The sequence below is a fragment of the Bacillus sp. CD3-5 genome, assembly GCF_006349665.1.
Classification (GTDB): Bacteria; Bacillota; Bacilli; order Bacillales; family Bacillaceae_G; genus Bacillus_A; species Bacillus_A paranthracis.
The window spans coordinates 186,025-203,990 of sequence record NZ_VEPX01000001.1 but is presented as its reverse complement, the minus strand read 5'-3'; the positions used below and the strand labels follow the sequence as shown (position 1 = coordinate 203,990).

At 34.2% G+C, this 17,966-nt stretch carries 21 protein-coding genes and 1 pseudogene; 9 read left to right on the top strand and 13 right to left on the bottom strand.

From position 1 onward, the window contains the following. Positions 1–115: 115 nt before the first annotated feature. The gene (locus tag FH036_RS01120) at positions 116–1,546 is read left to right on the top strand and encodes a YfcC family protein (protein ID WP_001175953.1); all 1,431 of its coding nucleotides are present in this window, start codon (positions 116–118) and stop codon (positions 1,544–1,546) included. Positions 1,547–1,646: 100 nt separating this feature from the next. Here FH036_RS01120 and FH036_RS01115 read toward each other — a convergent pair whose 3' ends face one another. The 3 genes and pseudogenes from FH036_RS01115 to FH036_RS27595 all read right to left on the bottom strand — a co-directional run. Continuing rightward, on the bottom strand, positions 1,647–2,105 hold the full coding sequence (locus tag FH036_RS01115; RefSeq protein ID WP_000415699.1) for a DUF2262 domain-containing protein: 459 nt from the start codon (positions 2,103–2,105) through the stop codon (positions 1,647–1,649). Between the two features lie 267 nt (positions 2,106–2,372). Next, positions 2,373–2,747 (bottom strand): hypothetical protein, encoded by a 375-nt coding sequence (locus FH036_RS01110; protein WP_012644490.1) that lies wholly within the window; start codon positions 2,745–2,747, stop codon positions 2,373–2,375. 128 nt (positions 2,748–2,875) lie between these two features. Then, positions 2,876–2,978 (bottom strand): annotated as a pseudogene (locus FH036_RS27595) (TetR/AcrR family transcriptional regulator); the annotation flags it as partial. 227 nt (positions 2,979–3,205) lie between these two features. On the opposite strand from FH036_RS27595, the gene FH036_RS26950 reads away from it, so the two are divergent. From FH036_RS26950 to FH036_RS01095, 3 genes are all read left to right on the top strand, one after another. Beyond that, on the top strand, positions 3,206–3,349 hold the full coding sequence (locus FH036_RS26950; protein WP_000808927.1) for a hypothetical protein: 144 nt from the start codon (positions 3,206–3,208) through the stop codon (positions 3,347–3,349). 64 nt (positions 3,350–3,413) lie between these two features. After that, complete coding sequence (locus tag FH036_RS01100) at positions 3,414–4,172, top strand: MerR family transcriptional regulator (protein WP_000581353.1); 759 nt, start codon at positions 3,414–3,416, stop codon at positions 4,170–4,172. A gap of 13 nt (positions 4,173–4,185) precedes the next feature. Then, positions 4,186–4,842: a GAP family protein gene (locus FH036_RS01095; RefSeq protein ID WP_000536414.1), complete on the top strand. Its 657-nt coding sequence runs from the start codon at positions 4,186–4,188 to the stop codon at positions 4,840–4,842. An 86-nt stretch (positions 4,843–4,928) separates the two neighbouring features. Here the strand turns inward: FH036_RS01095 and FH036_RS01090 are convergent, their stop codons facing one another. From FH036_RS01090 to ybaK, 5 genes are all read right to left on the bottom strand, one after another. Further along, complete coding sequence (locus FH036_RS01090) at positions 4,929–5,945, bottom strand: alpha/beta hydrolase family protein (protein WP_000141800.1); 1,017 nt, start codon at positions 5,943–5,945, stop codon at positions 4,929–4,931. Positions 5,946–5,957: 12 nt separating this feature from the next. Continuing rightward, a complete protein-coding gene (locus FH036_RS01085; protein WP_000659029.1) occupies positions 5,958–7,082 on the bottom strand; it encodes a helix-turn-helix domain-containing protein in 1,125 nt (374 codons plus the stop codon). Between the two features lie 287 nt (positions 7,083–7,369). Continuing rightward, entirely contained in the window at positions 7,370–7,696 is a 327-nt protein-coding gene (locus FH036_RS01080) for a hypothetical protein (protein WP_139895180.1), read from the bottom strand. 220 nt (positions 7,697–7,916) lie between these two features. After that, positions 7,917–8,384 (bottom strand): NUDIX hydrolase, encoded by a 468-nt coding sequence (locus FH036_RS01075; protein ID WP_114555585.1) that lies wholly within the window; start codon positions 8,382–8,384, stop codon positions 7,917–7,919. Between the two features lie 656 nt (positions 8,385–9,040). After that, the gene (gene ybaK, locus FH036_RS01065) at positions 9,041–9,517 is read right to left on the bottom strand and encodes a Cys-tRNA(Pro) deacylase (protein ID WP_139895179.1); all 477 of its coding nucleotides are present in this window, start codon (positions 9,515–9,517) and stop codon (positions 9,041–9,043) included. Positions 9,518–9,853: 336 nt separating this feature from the next. On the opposite strand from ybaK, the gene FH036_RS01060 reads away from it, so the two are divergent. Further along, positions 9,854–11,167, top strand: a complete 1,314-nt coding sequence (locus FH036_RS01060; protein WP_373995677.1) for a histidine--tRNA ligase — start codon at positions 9,854–9,856, stop codon at positions 11,165–11,167. A 74-nt stretch (positions 11,168–11,241) separates the two neighbouring features. Here FH036_RS01060 and FH036_RS01055 read toward each other — a convergent pair whose 3' ends face one another. After that, on the bottom strand, positions 11,242–11,721 hold the full coding sequence (locus FH036_RS01055) for a hypothetical protein (RefSeq protein WP_044793180.1): 480 nt from the start codon (positions 11,719–11,721) through the stop codon (positions 11,242–11,244). Between the two features lie 346 nt (positions 11,722–12,067). On the opposite strand from FH036_RS01055, the gene FH036_RS01050 reads away from it, so the two are divergent. Beyond that, positions 12,068–12,379 carry a hypothetical protein gene (locus tag FH036_RS01050; RefSeq protein WP_139895177.1) on the top strand — a complete coding sequence of 104 codons (312 nt, stop codon included), beginning with the start codon at positions 12,068–12,070 and terminating at the stop codon, positions 12,377–12,379. A gap of 255 nt (positions 12,380–12,634) precedes the next feature. Then, positions 12,635–13,234, top strand: a complete 600-nt coding sequence (locus FH036_RS01045; protein ID WP_139895176.1) for a hypothetical protein — start codon at positions 12,635–12,637, stop codon at positions 13,232–13,234. Between the two features lie 58 nt (positions 13,235–13,292). Here the strand turns inward: FH036_RS01045 and FH036_RS01040 are convergent, their stop codons facing one another. Then, a complete protein-coding gene (locus FH036_RS01040; RefSeq protein WP_139895175.1) occupies positions 13,293–13,673 on the bottom strand; it encodes a winged helix-turn-helix transcriptional regulator in 381 nt (126 codons plus the stop codon). 109 nt (positions 13,674–13,782) lie between these two features. Here FH036_RS01040 and FH036_RS01035 point away from each other — a divergent pair, with 109 nt between their 5' ends. Next, entirely contained in the window at positions 13,783–14,481 is a 699-nt protein-coding gene (locus FH036_RS01035; protein WP_138321556.1) for an NAD(P)H-dependent oxidoreductase, read from the top strand. Between the two features lie 150 nt (positions 14,482–14,631). Beyond that, entirely contained in the window at positions 14,632–14,913 is a 282-nt protein-coding gene (locus FH036_RS01030; RefSeq protein ID WP_001997837.1) for a DUF1292 domain-containing protein, read from the top strand. A gap of 46 nt (positions 14,914–14,959) precedes the next feature. Here the strand turns inward: FH036_RS01030 and FH036_RS01025 are convergent, their stop codons facing one another. From FH036_RS01025 to FH036_RS01015, 3 genes are all read right to left on the bottom strand, one after another. Beyond that, the gene (locus FH036_RS01025; RefSeq protein WP_080776538.1) at positions 14,960–16,030 is read right to left on the bottom strand and encodes a pyruvate kinase; all 1,071 of its coding nucleotides are present in this window, start codon (positions 16,028–16,030) and stop codon (positions 14,960–14,962) included. 81 nt (positions 16,031–16,111) lie between these two features. Then, a complete protein-coding gene (locus tag FH036_RS01020) occupies positions 16,112–16,822 on the bottom strand; it encodes a hypothetical protein (protein ID WP_044793186.1) in 711 nt (236 codons plus the stop codon). A gap of 337 nt (positions 16,823–17,159) precedes the next feature. Beyond that, positions 17,160–17,918, bottom strand: a complete 759-nt coding sequence (locus tag FH036_RS01015; RefSeq protein ID WP_044793188.1) for an SDR family oxidoreductase — start codon at positions 17,916–17,918, stop codon at positions 17,160–17,162. Between the last annotated feature and the right edge of the window lie 48 nt (positions 17,919–17,966).

The following is a 17,966-nucleotide window of genomic DNA, read 5'->3' as shown; positions in this document are numbered from 1 at the left end:
ATTGCGGGAAAAGGATAGAAAAACTATTGCCTTAGGAAGCTACCTTTATTATAATCTATTTCACAGATAAGTTTCAGAATATTAAAAATTAACTAAGTGAAAAAGGAGGTTTTTTATGCAATTACATACCGAGGTAAAAAAGCAGCCGAGTAAACGAAAGTTTAAAATGCCTGACGCGTACGTACTACTATTTTTTATTGCTTTACTATGTGCAATAGCTACTTATTTCGTTCCTGCTGGAGAGTTTAAAAGAGTTACAAACGGTACTGTTACAACGACAATACCAGGAAGTTATCATTCTGTTCCACAATCGCCGGTAGGATTTGTTTCTTTTTTTACCGCTATTGAAAAAGGAATGACACTTGCTGCTCCGATCATCTTCTTAATTTTATTTACGGGCGGGGCTATTGCCATTCTTGAAAAAACAGGCGCTCTTGACGGTTTAATCTATCATGTTATTAACAAATTTCGTAATCAGCAATTACTTTTCATTTGTATTGTCGCCGCACTCTTTTCCATTCTCGGAACGACTGGCATTATCGTTAACTCAGTTATCGGCTTTATCCCCATCGGCATCATCGTTGCACGCACATTGAAATGGGATGCTATCGTCGGCGTAGCAATTATATATTTAGGCACTTATGCTGGTTTTAATGCTACTATTTTATCTCCCTCACCTTTAGGCATTTCACAAAAAATCGCAGAACTTCCGATGTTTTCGGGAATTGGTTTACGTACGGCAATTTATATCTCTTTTTTATTGGCTACCATTATATATATTAATTGGTATATAAAACGCTTAAAAAAATCGAATAAAGGAAGCATACTCGGCGACAACTGGTTTCCAAGTAATGCTCTTTCAAGTGGAAAAGAGGCACAGAAAACAGAAGTTCCTTGGACAATACGTCATAAATTAATTTTACTCGTTGCAGCTTTATCATTAATTGCATTTTTAATAGGCGCTTTTCGTCTACATTGGACGGACGCAGAAATGACCGCTACCTTTATTTTCATCGCAATTACAGCGGGAATAATAGGTGGTATGAAAGCAAACGATATCGCTTCTACTTTTCTAGCAGGCTGCCAAAATCTCATATACGGTGCTTTGATCGTCGGAATGGCTCGTTGTATTTCAGTCATTTTAGAACAAGGAAAATTACTTGATACAATCGTTAACCAACTCGCACAGTCTCTCGAAGGACAAAGCCCGGTATTTGGCGTAATCGGTATGTATGTAAGTAGTGCCGCATTACATTTCCTTATTTCATCCGGTACAGGTGAATCTGTTATTTTTATTCCGATATTAGCTCCGTTAGCTGATTTCATGCACATTACACGCCAAGTTACAGTACAAGCTGTTATGCTCGGCGAAGGTGTAGTGAACTGCCTCAATCCAACTTCCGGTGTTTTAATGGGCGTTCTCGCAGCGAGCGGTATTTCTTATGGAAAATGGATTCGATTTATGGCTCCACTTGCATTCATTTGGTTTATTATTGGACTTATTTTTCTTATTGTTGGCGTGAATATTGAGTGGGGACCGTATTAAAACTATGAAACTTTCTCCCTATTATTTCACCGTTATCTTATAATAATGAAAAAAAGGATTGATTATAGTAATCAATCCTTTTCACTTGCATCTCTCAAAGCTAAATCTCTGCAGCTAATAAATTGTACTCATTGTCAAAAGAAGCATGGATTCTATGGCCACCAAATACATCTCCATCATTGTATTCACAATATATATCATTTTCTCTCATTACAATGTCCATAAGAGTAATAGATTGCTCAAATGTTTCTTTCGTCATATCATATTCTCCTGCATCTACAGCATCCCAATCTAAATGTTCATCATTCTCATCATATTCAGGCCAAAAATCATTTTTATACTCTATTAATTCTTCCGCTATAGCAAGCTTAGCTTTTTTATCAAATTCCTCTAAACATACATAAAGCTTTTCTGCTCTTTTCAGCATTTCATGTACTTGTACACGCTCATTTCTAACATCCAATTCCCAATGTACTTTTCCTTCGTTTTGTTCATATGTATGTAAAGTTTCATTAAAGATAAACATTCCAATCAATTCACTATTTATTGATTTTTCCATGATTTCATTTCCTTTCTATCCCTGAAAAAGAAACTTTAATTAGTTTGATAGACATGGGACTGAACTCCTAATGCTTTATTTTTATGCTGACTTTTTTCATGAAATAAAACTCAGTTATCAGTCTAAACCATTTTTTAGATTTAACAATAATATGTGTGCATTTGTAAAATTCCAATTAAGTTTGTTAAAAATGAAAAATTCTGAAGTTAGTATTTTATTAAATTTTATTTCAACCCAATAGCATTTTTATCCTTCAAATAGCCCCTTTCATTCTAATTTCTGCATTTCTTTCAGCCGTTCTATATCCTTTTCTGAAGCCTTTTCTATTTTATACAATTCATAGCTACCCTTTATCTCATTTATCACTACAAATTCGATTTCATTCCGAACATAGCTTTTCGTTTTTCCTTTTTTATAACCAATAACATTATCTAATATAGTTTCCCCACTATCTTTTTTATATAAATTATAGCTAACAGGTGGACGACCAATTACATACTTATTATCAGAAAATCCGACTATATCATCCCTTCCTAATCCTGTCGAAGCACTCCAGACAAACATAATCTGAAATATAGAATAAACAACAATACCGCATAAGAAAAAAAATAGGATTGATTTAAAAAATAACTTTACAGGCATGCTTCTCAAAAGACATTCCCTCCCATTTCACCTCAGGATAGCAAGAACAATACGTGAATTTTGTATGCTAAGGCACCAAAGTTTTTATAATGTTCCACAGCTAGTTTAAATAGTGCATCCTTACCTCAAAAACTATCGTAGAGAGTAGCTCGGCTTATGACCTTTCTCCCAAAATAAATACATAGCTTTATTTAAAGCTTGCTCTTTATTAAAACTAATCTTTCTACCCATTAACCACACCCCCGTATTATATATTTTAGTATAAATATTTTGGAACGATAAGCCCGCAAAATATTTTGAAATTAATTCTTCCGTTAGAGGGCGCTTTAAAGGTTTATATAACTGTATTAATAATAATTAAAAACACTTGAAGTTGACGTTGGGTCATTTTATATACTGTTAAGTAGCTACTATTTCGCAATTTCATAAAAGAAATTAGAAAAATAGGAGGTTTTCATATGAAACAGGGCGATATTATTATTTATGGATGTGTCATTATAGGTGCAGGTATTGGACTGCTACTGGATCATGGATTTCCTGGTGCACTAATTGGATTAGGAGCAGGCTACTTACTTAAAAATCTTCTTAGTAAAGAAGGTTAGAAGCGAAATAAGAAAATAATCGTTAAAGATAAAATCTTAACGTACAGAAAGGTAGGTTTATCAGTTGATACACATTAATAAAGTTGCAGAACTGACAGGCGTTACAGTAAGAACACTGCGTTATTACGATAAAATCGGATTATTAAAACCAGCATCCAAAACAGAGGGTGGCCATCGTTTATATACAAATGAAGAAATAAAAAAACTTCAGCAAGTTCAATTTTTAAAAAAGGTTGGATTTCCGTTACAAGAGATTAAACATATGCTCGACTTCAATGAGTGGGATTGGTCGGATAGTTTAAAGAGCCAATTATCTTATGTAATAAATGAGCAGGAACATTTAAAGAAAATAGAATTATCCTTACGAGAAATGATAAATGGAATTGCGTTAGAGGGAGAAGAAAGCTGGATCGCGATTCAAAAAATCATGCAATTATCCAGCAAAGATAAAGAAATACAACAGTATTATCGCGAATCTGTATTTAAAGAAAAAGAAATAAAACTATTGGAAAAGGTTCCTAAAATGGCAAGTGACTGTTCTGATTCACTCGAATGGATTGCTCTCATCGGCCAGTTAAAGCGTTATATGAAGGATGGCCCAAAAGCAACGAAAGTTCAAAATATCATAAGACGAATGGAGGAAAAACGCTTAGAAGAATTTGAAGGTGAGGATGAATTTCTAAATAAGCTTTGGGAGATAAGGATGGCTCCCGAACAATCAGAGAAACTTAGTTTATATCCAATCGATCAAGATGTGCTTCAGTTTATGAACGAGGCATATGCCATTTTTATGACTAAAAAAAATAATCCTGAGCCGGAATAAGGGGGAAAGCACAATGGGTACAGAGCAACTTCTCCTAATAGGCGGATTAGCTATATTAGACACGCTAAGCCCTACTACAATAGGAGTAACAATATATCTACTTTTAACAGATAAAGAGCGTCTCACGAAACGTTTATTCGTTTATTTATTGACGGTAGCAGGATTTTATTTTGCTGTTGGCGTTTCACTCATGTTAGGATTAGATTTTTTGTTTAAGTTTATTTCTAGCTTATTTCAAAACCGAATCGTAAGCTGGTCGTTCTTCATTATTGGTGTCATATTATTCATTGCAAGCTTCTATATTCCACCTAAGAAAAATTCAGAGATCCCTTCACCAAAAACAAAAAGTATTTTTTCAATGATTGCACTAGGATTCACTACTACATTAATTGAAGCGGGTACTGCATTTCCTTATTTTGCGGCAATTGGTATACTGACTACGTCTAATCTATCATGGGTAGAATGGTCTTCTATTTTAGCTGGATACAACTTGATCATGGTATTGCCCTCTCTCTTGCTGTTTCTCTTCTATCTCCTGTTTGGTCGATGGATGCAAAAACCTCTCGAGAGAATTCGAGTGAAAATCGCTAATAGTACAGGATCAGCTCTGTCATGGATTATGTGTATAGTTGGCTTCCTCCTAATATTAAATAGCCTGGATTATTTATAGGGTATTTATAGAACCTACAATCAGGGGAATATGTTTGAAACTACAGAAGTACTTACACCTACCATTCCCCCACACCAGTCCGTCTTTTATAGGCAGTTACTCTCCCTTCCATCTTCCTCATATTCACCTAATTTTGATGTAAGAGTCCTACTACCTGGGATAAAATATGATGCCATCCAATTTATAATTATTTCTTCCAGCTCTGGATGAAGTGGCTTTCTTGCTCCTTCTTCATAATTCTTTTTAAAATCTAATGCTTTAAACTCACCTTCAAAAACTTTCAAACTATGATCCATATTTTTTATTACATATACTTCAGAATCACCTTTCACATAATCACTGATCCGCTTAGCTCTTTCAGGGTCAGCCTGAATATCTTTATCACCAGCGATAGCTAGCACTGGACATGTTACTTGTTGTAAGTCTTTATAAATGTCATGCTGAAAATGCTCTCTAAACCATTTTGCATTCATCGGTTTAAAACCAACTTTAATCGTATCTTTTTCTGTATTCATCATTTTCTCTTTTATTTTTTCCATCTGCTTTTCTCCACGTTTCTCCACATTGAGAAGGCGCATTAGTTTTCCCTTTATTCCTTTTTGTTCTTTTAATTCTTTATAAGCAATCTCTCTTTGTCTTTTCGTAGCTTCTTCTAACGATTCCGCAGCTCCTGTAAGAAGGATGAGTCCATTAACTGGTGTTCTTGCATTTACTACAGTTGCTAACATACAGCCTTCACTATGACCAGCTAAAATGATATTTTCCGGATTAACAAATGGTTGTTCTTTTAAATACGTAATCGTAGACTCTATATCACTAACTAAATCCCACATTCCAGTCTTCAGAAATTCTCCGTCACTCTTTCCTACTCCGCGTTTATCAAAGCGGAGCGTCACTACCCCAAGTCTCGCCATTACATGCGCTAAATCTTTATATATGTTCGCCTCAAGCTTTAGTGGTACGATCGTTCCATCACGATCAATCTCTCCAGATCCCGCGATAATGACAATAGCCGCATACTTCCCGTCAGCTTTCGGTTTAGTGAGTGTACCTTGCAAAGTAAACTCACTATTGATCGCTACTTCATATTCATCAAAAGTCATCATTTTGTCCCCCTATTCTTTTATATCCAATTTAAATTTCAAACTCGTTATTATATTTTTATACTCTCTTACATCTTTCATTGGAGCAAAAACTGGATTCTCTGCAATACTTTGTAACATACTTCGCTTTATAATCTCTTCATTTCTAACTGTTTTAGCGCCGAGTGGAAACTCTGCAAACCATCCATCAATCGCATCAAAATAGGAATCACCGTGTAAATGCAGACTATTTACTGTGAAGCTTGCCGCACAAACCGTTACATATTTACGTAACATTTCTAACGCCTTTTCAAAATTCCCTTGCATACAATATACTTGCGCAGCAGCATAGTATACTTTTAAAGTCATATTAGGATGTAATGTTTCTATTTCATATATATCTATTAACATAAAAGCTCTATTCAAAATCACCTCTACTTTTTCAACGCTTGAGGCATTTACTACTACATAATTCGGTATTGTCGCAACGAGTTGTATTAAATGTTGATACATGCTAATTTGCATTATTTCATTCGCCTTTTTAGTATTTCCAAGCATTTGATACGCCTGTGCGATTAAATCTTCCTCTGGAACGTTAGGACGTATCGTTTCACCAAGCAATTGCAATGCTTCATTCGGTTTATTGAGTATAAGATAGCAAGTTGCTTGAAACGATACCGCCTCTTTTACAAGAGAAACATCATCACTTTCTTCCTGAACCCTGCTAAAGAGATACATTGCTTCTTCTAACATTTCAATTCTTTTATCCGTGTCCTCCGTTAACATGTGATGATTAATAAAAAGTATTCCTATTTGAATTAATAATGGAAAACAAGAATAATATTTTTTTATGATTTTCCTGCACTCCATCATTACTTCATCAAATGGTTTTTCACTAAAAGCTTCCGCTAGTCTATGATATAAATCCTTAATATCTTCCTGCTCCATTTGTGGTGTATAACTAATTAGTTCATCAATACTTATGTTAAAGTACGATGCTAACAGTGGTAAAAATGTAATATCCGGATAACTCTGCCCTGTCTCCCATTTGGAAACAGATGCCTTCGTAATACCAATATACATCGCTAACTCTTCCTGCGTAATTCCCTTTTCTTTTCTCTTATCCGCAATTATTTTATGAATGTTTATCTCCTTCACATCATCACCTCATACTTTTATTATATGCTTTTATTTCACACAAAATATGGATTTAAAGTCGACTTTCGTTAACAAAATCAACTGTTAGGAAACATCTCTCTAAAATGAAAGGCAGGAACATATTTGATATGTTCCTGCCTTTTTATTGTGGGGTACCGATACTAGCACTCTAGTTAAGATTTTGAAGTGCTGCAAAATCAAAAATTTTATCTCACCACAGTTTTCTATGAGAATCTAGTGAACAGCTTATTTACATAACTTTCGTTAGCGGAAGTCATTTTAAAATTCTATGTGTCGATTTTTTCTTTGTCCTTACGGATAAACCACCATATTAAAGCTACAAATAGCACGAAAAGCGGTATTATTTGAATAAAGAAAAATCCTTTCCAAAAATAAAGTGGATTATTATATGTAAATTCTGTTGACGCCTCATGTGTATAAGAAACAAACGAACCTACCAAATAAGCCATTGGAATTGTAATTAGATTTATCCCTAGAAAGATCATTATTAATGATAAGTTTTTATCTTTAATTTTTGGTGAACCAGACTTGATAAATAAAAATGTTGCAGTGCCAAATATAAGAAAAAGTGGTATTACATAAAAAATTCCCATAACATCCCTCCGTGATTTTAATTGTACCATCAGGAAAGACAACTTTGTGCAAATTTGTATGAATAGGGTATTCATGCGGGGTTAACATAACGCATCATTATCAGGATTCAATATATCTGGAATCCTATAAAACTCCCCTCCAGTAAAGCAATCTGGAGGGGTTCATATTCACATAATCAGTGAAAACGGAAGTTATGAGGTAATTTAACTGTGCTAGTATTTACTTTATGTTTGGTGGTTTTTTATGGGACAATAGACTTTTAAAAATTTCTTTATGTTGAGGAACTAACTTTTTTGGTAGATTTTTGAGTGAAAAAAAGTGATTATTTAGGGATTCGCTACTCGATTCTAATAGTTCTCCTTCAAATTCATAACAAGTGAACAAAACTTTGAACACGGAAACTTGATCGCCATTTGAAAGTGTTCTTTCGTATTTAGGTCCAGAGTGGATATCGAAAAATTCCAGTTTCCCTAATTCAAGTCCTGTTTCCTCAAATACTTCTCTTCTTGCTGTATCTTGTATGGTTTCTCCTAACTCCATAAAACCACCTGGGTGACCCCAATATCCGTTATCTGTTCGTTTTTGTAGTAATATGCGATTTTCTCTATCGAATACAATTACTCCCGCGGAGACCATAATCACTTTTTCATGACCCACCATATTTCTTAAATAGTTAATGTAATCCATATATGTCCCTCCCTTATTTTTTTCTTTCATTTCTTTTTCCGGCAACATCTATGTAATAAATAGTAGTTTCTAAAGGCATTATTTAGAAACTACTATTTATTATTTTACTATTTAAAACAAGTAATTTATTGTTTGATTTTGGTTGTATATTCTATACATATCAGGTTAACATAACGTCTCATTATCAGTAGCATGGAAAAAGGAGAACCTTCTTTTTTAGTTCTATGAATCTATACATATTCTATACATTCCTATTCTGGTATTGTTTTATGGTTCTTGTTTGTTACTGGATTAGCTAAAAAACTGTATAAAATCTTGCATACTCTTATGCGTGGTTTTTTTTAAAAATACTAGCATCCCCAATATATGCTTTCTTATGGGTATTTTTTGAAACCTCATTAAAACACTCTCCAGACCTTTGGCTATCTTTAAGGGTAACTCTTGTTTATTTAAATTCCTTGTAAGGAGGCATTGTCCTCCTCCCAAAGCCAAACAAATGATTCATATTATAGTCTATTTCAAACTGAATATTCGATCTTTATTCATTTTAATATAGGTATGTAAATAAAAGGGATAATCAGCCCCATAATGGACTAACTATCCTATAACTTCTTATCTAAACTTAATAAAACTAAAACTTCTTTCCCTATGTATCATTACTTCGTTACCTCACCAAACTGCGCTCTCGTCACTTTCGCCAAGTCATCTACTTTAAGCTCAATTTGCACGCCAATTTTCCCTCCACTTACAATCATCGTTTCAAGTGATTGGGCACTTTCATCAATACATGTAGAAAATAGCTTTTTCATTCCAACTGGTGAACAACCGCCGCGAATGTATCCTGACACTTTCGTAATATCTTTAACAGGAATCATTTCAATTTTCTTTTCACTTACTGCTTTTGCGGCAGCTTTTAAATTTAGTTCCTCATCTACCGGGATGATAAACACATGATAATTTTTACTATTTCCTTGAGCGATTAACGTTTTATATACTTCTCTCACTTCTCGTCCAATTTTCTCGGCTACTGATACGCCATCAATTTTTCCATCGTCTGGATCATATGACATCATCGAATATTCAATTTTTTCTTTATCTAATATTCGCATCGCATTTGTTTTATCTTTTTTCATAACGTTCTCCTTAAAAAGTTATTTCATATTATTAAGTTTTATTATACACCCTTTTCCATTTCTCCTACATAACTTCACGTATTTTTCAAAACTAAAAATATTGATAATTCAAAAATCATCTGATATAATTTGGAAAAACTTATGTTAAGGAGAGATTTGTAATGCAAAATTTTAATACTTCTTTCCAACTTCATCATCATACGTAACGCCGTGTATCCGAAGAAAAATTTTTCTTCGTGGGTACAGGGCTTTTCCTGTTGACCCACGAAGCGTTCATAAAGCTATGTGGGTATTTTTATACCTGCATAGCTTTTTTTAATTTAAAAAGGAGTGATTATGATGGAAATGAGAAATGTAAAAGGAACGAAAGACTATTTACCAGAAGAACAAGTGCTGCGAAATAAAATTAAAAGAGCGTGCGAGGATACGTTTGAACGTTATGGCTGTAAACCGTTAGAAACGCCGACATTAAATATGTATGAGCTTATGTCTTACAAGTACGGAGGTGGCGATGAAATATTAAAAGAAATATATACGCTTCAAGATCAAGGAAAACGCGCACTTGCCTTACGTTACGATTTGACTATTCCATTCGCAAAAGTTGTGGCAATGAATCCGAACATCCGCCTTCCTTTTAAACGGTATGAAATTGGGAAAGTATTTCGAGATGGCCCTATTAAACAAGGGAGATTTCGTGAGTTTATACAATGTGACGTTGATATTGTCGGTGTTGAATCTGTCATGGCAGAAGCGGAACTTATGAGCATGGCGTTTGAACTGTTCCGAACGTTAAACTTAGAAGTAACGATCCAATATAATAACCGAAAATTGTTGAACGGTATTCTCCAGTCTATTAACATCCCTACTGAACGAACGAGTGACGTCATTTTATCATTAGACAAAATCGAAAAGATTGGGATTGATGGTGTACGGAAAGATGTACTTGAGCGCGGAATTTCTGAAGAAATGGCTGATACGATATGTAATACCGTATTATCTTGTCTACAGCTTTCAATTGCTGACTTTAAAGAAGCTTTCAATAATCCACTCGTTGCAGATGGGGTAAACGAATTACAACAATTACAGCAATATTTAATCGCTCTTGGAATAAATGAGAATACGATATTTAATCCATTTTTAGCACGAGGACTGACAATGTACACAGGTACTGTATATGAAATCTTTTTAAAAGATGGCTCGATTACATCTAGCATCGGTAGCGGTGGTCGTTACGATAATATTATTGGAGCATTCCGTGGCGATAACATGAACTATCCAACAGTCGGTATTTCATTCGGTTTAGACGTTATTTATACAGCACTATCGCAGAAAGAAACAATCTCATCTACAGCGGATCTATTTATCATCCCGCTTGGGACTGAGTTACAATGCTTACAACTTGCCCAGCAATTACGTTCCACCACTTCCTTAAAAATCGAACTCGAACTAGCAGGACGCAAATTAAAACGTGCCCTGAATTATGCCAATAAAGAAAATATCCCTTATGTGCTTATTATTGGAGAAGAAGAACTTAGTACAGAAACCGCTATGCTGCGGAATATGAAGGAAGGTAGTGAGGTGAAGGTTCCGCTTTCTTCTTTAAAAGACAATACACTAAATAAGTATTTTAATACGCCTGCTACGTTATGATTGTGAAGTGTTTTCAAAATGTAAATGTTAAAATAAAAAACTCCATTAAAAATAATGGAGTTTTTTCGCACAATTTAATTTTGTTTAAATATAAATGTCTGTTTATACTTTCTTTCCGCCTCACAGTCTTTTTGTCCATTTTCCAACACTTTAGAAGGCTTTTCTTGCCAAGTTATAATAACTTCAAGTTCATTAGACTGAACGGATATAGGAAAATTCGCATGATTAAAAGCAATTTCTTTACTTAACACATGATCTTTTTTAGAAGTGAAAAGTTCATACTTCGTTTGAGAATCTGGTTCATTTCGAAATACTTCAACGGTTACATGATAAGCGTCCTTCCCAATATCTTGAACCTCGAAACCATACGTATCAAAAACATCCTTTTTAGATGTAACTAAACCAGTTTTTTTATCAGGTTGCTTAATTTCTATTTTCCATCGATCTGACGTTTGAGAAATCGGTAAATGCTTTGGAGAAAAAGCATGAACAGTGAAAGAACTTCCAATTACGAAACAACATATGCATAAGAAAGAAAAAAGTACTTTGTTCATTATGATAACCTCCATTGTTTTGAGTTTTGAATTACTGTTCCCTTAAAACTATGGATGTATTATGCCCTAAACGAAAATCCCTTTTATACCTTTATAGAATCACGTATACAAGTTTTTAGACAACTGCGATTAACTCAATAATCTGGTTACATGTTTCTTCCTTACTATTTAATTAATATAGATAAAGCCCCTCTCCTCATTGAATCTGTTTTTCTATTTTATAGATAACGAAACAATTAGTTAACATAAAATAATTATATTATACTAAAACCAAAATTATTTAATTATCCAATCACCTATTATTTTTGGTAATATATAGATATGAACTATTTTAGGAGGATTCACTTTGAAAGCCTACATACAAACACTAAAGTGGACTACAGGGATCTATCATCTTTTATTACTTCCTTGTTATTATGTATTTCCAAGTCTTGTTAACCTATATGGGATACCTTTACTACTATTAATTGCTTTACATATCACTACTATTTTATTATCTAAAAAAGCATCGATGAATACGTACCCTCATTATATCGGTATTATCGTTACTCTAGTTGCCTTCTTTCCTTATATAGTAATCGTTCTACATATGATAGCAGCTGTTTTCCTTTTATTAGATGCAGCTTCTACAAATGCAAAAGAAGTGTATGATTCATAGCTGGATAAAATGAAACTTTAATCAGTAGAGTTTTGAAGTCAGTTAGCAAATTGAAAAATTTACACAATAACTTTATTGCTAACACCCAAAAAGGATTTACTTTTTAAGTAAATCCTTTTTTAAATTACCCTCCTTACTCCAGACCAATAAAAGAATATTCTGTTTAATTTTTATAAATTTCTAAACATTTATAAAACATTCAAATTATCATACATTTTAGTTATGTAAAAAACTAAGTGTAAAGGAGAGGAATTCATGCTTAAAAAATGGATAGTAGGTGCAGTGGTAGCCATTTCAGCATTAACTGGCGGAATGGGGTCAGTATCAGCTAGTACCGAAAAGGATTATTCAATTACCTCTTTCGAATATGTAACTGTAGATGAAAAGACTGTAGATTCGTTTAACCAATTGGATGCTCCATCAAAGGAAGACATAAAAATAACTTTAGTTCTACCGAAACAAAATCAAAATGGAGACTGGTTATCTTATGGATTTTCGAGCAAAGAAAGTCTAGAAGCTTTTATTGAAAAAGATAAACAAAGGTTGAATCATACAATCCCTCTCCTTGGGGTTGAAGGAAGCGGCCCTGGTAGTACAGACTTCTATAAACGTACAAATCAAGGTAGCGAGTATTTTTCTCTAAGTAGCGGTTATAAAAACTTGTCTCCTAGTTGGCAAAATCAAATTTCTTCCGTAAGTACAGCATCCCCTACTGCTAGCTATTCAACAACGCTATGGGAACGTACTTCAACTGAAGGATATGGAAAAGGTGTTGTTTTTAAACATGCTGATTGGTATGGTAAAACTGCAAACTTGGCTGCCATTCCAACTTCAGCAGTTGAAGTTAAAAAGTAAAAATACAGAAATAAAAGGTGTCTTCACGTATGGAAGACACCTTTTATTTCTACAACTCTTACCTATTATTTTTCTTATTTCTACTCTCCAAAACTTTCTCCATATTATGAGTCGCCCATTCCATCATTAATAGAATGATTGGACGTAGTGATTCACCAAGCTCTGTTAATGAATATTCTACTTTCGGAGGCACTTCACGGTACACTTCACGATGTATGATACCATCTGCTTCGAGTTCCCTCAGCTGCAATGTTAACATTCTTTGTGTGATATTAGGTTTTAATCTTTTTAATTCATTAAACCTCTTTGTACCATCTAATAAATGATACAAAATAACTCCTTTCCATTTTCCGCCAATAACCTCAACCATAGCTTCCACTGGACAAGAATATTTATTTAAAAACGGGTAATTTATATTATTTTCGTTTGAACAATCCATCATAAATCCCTTCCTCACCAATAGTATCTTTTTTGATACTATAACACATAAATGTGCGTACTTGTATCTATGTTACTTTAAAAATATAATTTACTTACAAAATAAATTAATGAAAAGAGGAACTTTTATGACAAATACAAAAGAAATTACAAAAGAGAAAATTATGGAGGCCTTTCATTTCAGACACGCATGTAAAGAGTTCAATCCCATGCACAAAATTTCAGAAGAAGATTTTCATTTCATTTTAGAAACAGGCAGATTATCTCCCTCTTCTTTTGGATATGAACCTTGGAAATTTATTGTCGTACAAAATAAAGAATTAAGAGAAAAACTACAACCGTATTCATGGGGCGCTGGTGGGCAACTTGCAACAGCTAGTCACTTTGTCATTGTTCTTTCAAGAAACATTAAAGATATGCATTATGATGCAGAGTATATTAAACATATGATGAATGATATTATTGAATTACCTGAAGACACTCAAAAAATTAGATATGAATTTTTCAAAAAGTTCCAGGAGACAGATTTTAACTTATTACAATCCGATCGTGCTGTATTTGATTGGGCATCTAAGCAAACTTATATTGCTTTAGGTAATATGATGACGAGCGCAGCTCAAATCGGTATTGATTCTTGTCCAATAGAAGGATTTGATAAAGAGAAAGTAGATTCTTTACTTCGTCAAGAAGGCATTATAAAAGACGATAATGTTGAAGTATCAGTTATGGTTGCTTTTGGTTACCGTAAAGAAGAGCCAAAGCGTGATAAAACAAGACAGACTATGGATGCAATTGTTGAATGGATTTAATAAGATAACATGCGCTCCTTATAGCTGCATACCCATACGAAAGAAGTAGAATTTAATTTTTCCTATGTATGAAATTGGTTTTTCATGGAAAACTATATTAGTATGTATGCAGTTTAAACACTCTATTTATTAGAGTTGGACAGGAGGAGAATGAATATGTCTGATATTGAAGTTGGCGAAGTGTTTACGCTTAGTGATGAGAATAACGAAGAGCAAGAAGTAGAAGTGCTCGGAGCGATGGATGTCGAAGGCGCAGAATATATTGCCGTTGCCTTTGTTGAAGATATCCAAACAGAAACCGAGGAAGACATTGATATTTTCTTTTTAAAAGTAGAAGAAGATAGTGAATTCTCATACATTGAAAATGACGAGGAATTTGAGAAAGTATCTGCTGCGTTTGAAAAGATTTTGGATGAGCAAGAGCAAGAATAGAATGAAACACACGAGGACGGATACATATCCGCCCTCTTTTTATTTTTCACTCACCCAAAGATTTATGCAGCAATTCCAGTACATCTTTCATCACAAAAGGACCGTCTTGTTTCACATGCTCAGCAAATTCAGAAACGAGACGTAGTGTACTCACACTTTCAACTGGATGCTCTCCTGAAGCACTTTCAGCAGAAAGCATAACAGCATTCGTTCCGTCCAGTACAGCTTGAAACACATCAGTTACCTCAGCCCTTGTTGGAATCGAATGATCTACCATAGATTGAAGCATTTGGGTCGCTGTAATAACATATGTATTCGTTCGATTGCATTCCTGAATCATCATTTTTTGCAAGAGCGGAATAAATTGAAACGGTAACTCAACTCCTAAATCTCCCCTTGCAATCATGATTCCATCTACTTCTTTACATATATCTTGAAAATTCTCGATCGCTTCCATCGTTTCTATTTTTGCAATTAAATTAGGTGACGTTTCTTTATACTGTTGTATAAAATCTCGTATTTCTTTTATATGACTAGGTTTTCTTACGAAAGAACATGCAATAAAATCAACACCTTCTTCTAAAAGAAACTGAATATCTTTTTTATCTTTCTCTGTAATAGCTGGTAAACGAACGATTGCGCCTGGTAAGTTCACCCCTTTATGAGATGAGATATTACCACCTGTTTTCACCTTCGTTTCTATTTTATCCGTACTTACTTTCTCAACGATTAACTCAACTTCACCATCATTAACTAAAATTCTACTTCCAACTTTCACATCATTCGCGATTCCTTCATAATCAACACTTGCTTCCGTACTACTCCCTGTAACTGGTTGCGTATGCAAAATAAAAGAATCTCCCGCCTGAAGTGTAATTTGTTCTCCTTTTATTTCACCTAACCTTATTTTAGGACCTTGTACATCGCCTAAAATTTTAATAGAATCATCTAACGATTTCACTAAACGAATGATATCTTTATGACTTTCATGCGTCCCATGTGATAAATTTAGCCGAACAATTTTCATACCATTGCTTATTAACTGCGCTAACGTTTCTTTATTATTACTTGCTGGCCCAATTGTACAAATTCGATCGATTGTCATTTTTATCACCATCCTTTTTCATTATGATTCCCATAAACCTTCATTACACTCTCCACATAAAAAAAGCCTACTCCCACAAGTAGGCTTTTGAAACTACGAAAGTTTTGTTAATAATTGATTTAAATCTTTTTTCGTTTTCGTCGTTAATGATTTCATTTTATTAATATCTATCTTTTCTTTCTCCGCTCCTACAATTAACGGATACATACTTTGTCCAATTGTTTTAGATTCAGCTGGGTGTGATGTTTCTAACTCTTTCTCAATTACATCCCACTTTGCATTAATTTGTTTTCCAAGTTTATTTACTGTTTCTAATTTCGGATTAGCAGCTAATTGCTTGTCTAAGCTATCAATTAATGCCGCAACTTCTTTTACATTTGTTTTCACCGCTACGTTTTTCTTCGGATCTTTCGTTGTTTTTCCGTCTGAGTTTGCACTTGTACTTTGATCTGTTGTTTTCCCACTAGTCGTTTGATCATTTGTTTTTCCTGTCGTCTCTTTTTCTTTTGTTTTTACATTCTCGTTTTGAGTTGACGTTTTACCGTTACTTTCTGTTCCTGATGATTCTTTCGTATTTTTTGCACCTTTATCTGTTTTTTCGTTGGAAGAAGTATTTGTTTCTTTTTCAGTATCTTTCGTTGTTTTTGACGCTTCATCTGCACTTGTCGTTTTTACTTCTCCTTCATTTTGCGCTGTTACTTGCTCTTTCTTTTCTGTTTCTTTATCTGCTGATGGACTACAAGCTGCCATAGTAAGCATTGTACCAATTGTTATCGATGCGATAGCGACCTTTTTCATTTTCATATAAATCCCCCTATGTTTACGTTTTTATCCTCCCCTTTACGATTCGATTTCCCCTTAAAAAATCCCTTTTCATACGAATCACCATCTTTCCGACAGTAATCTTCATAATAATACGTACAAAAACTGATAAATCAATTTGAATATTCGAGTTTCTTCTACTTCATTTTCCTTCTCTTTACTAAAAGAAAAAGAGTATATTGTCATATGAAGAATTACGATCCTTATATAACGATATACTCTTCTATCAAATTTTTATCTTTCTTGACATTTTATTTACACAAAAAAATAAAATTTTCTTTCGTTTTTTTGTTTCTCAATAATTGTTAACATAATATATTTATGAGTAACCACCATTCGAATGAATAACTTGCCCCGTAATCCATTTTGCTTCTTCACTGACTAAAAAAGAAATTAAGCGCGCAGCATCCACCGGTTCTCCTACTTTACCTTGTGGAAACTTCCATACTAAGTGATGCTTCAGCTCCTCTGTAATCCATCCTGTATTCGTCGGTCCTGGATCAACAGCATTTACTGTAATCCCCTTCTCCATCGCAACTGGTGCTACTGATTTTGTAAATGCTTCAATTGCCCCTTTCGTCGCTACGTATGCTAGTTCATCAGGCATTGGCCCGAGTGACTGCCCTGAAGTAAGATTAATAATACTGCCACTCGCCTTGCTTGCATAATGTTTTATAAATAATGAACTTAATAACATAGTAGCTCGAACATTTACTGTATAATGTTTATCTAACTGTTCTACATTTAATTCTTCAATTCTCGTATGAGTAGCATACGCTGCATTATTAATTAAAATAGATGGATCGCCTAACCGTTCTGATACCATATAAAACAAACGATTGGGCGAATACGACTGCGATAAGTTGATTTCTGCCATTTCACATCGAACACCGTAACTTTCAATCTCCTCTTTCAACAAAAAGGGCTCTTTGTCATGCATTCCCCACGGCATCGCTTTATCATACTGAGACCAGTACGTGAAAAAAATGTCTATCCCTTCTTGAGCAAGCACCTTGCATACAGCTGCACCAATTCCATTCAGACGAGTTGCCCCTGTTACAATTGCTATTTTCTTCACCTTTTCTCCTCCATCTATGGATAAATCCTCTGCACGAATACAGAGGAT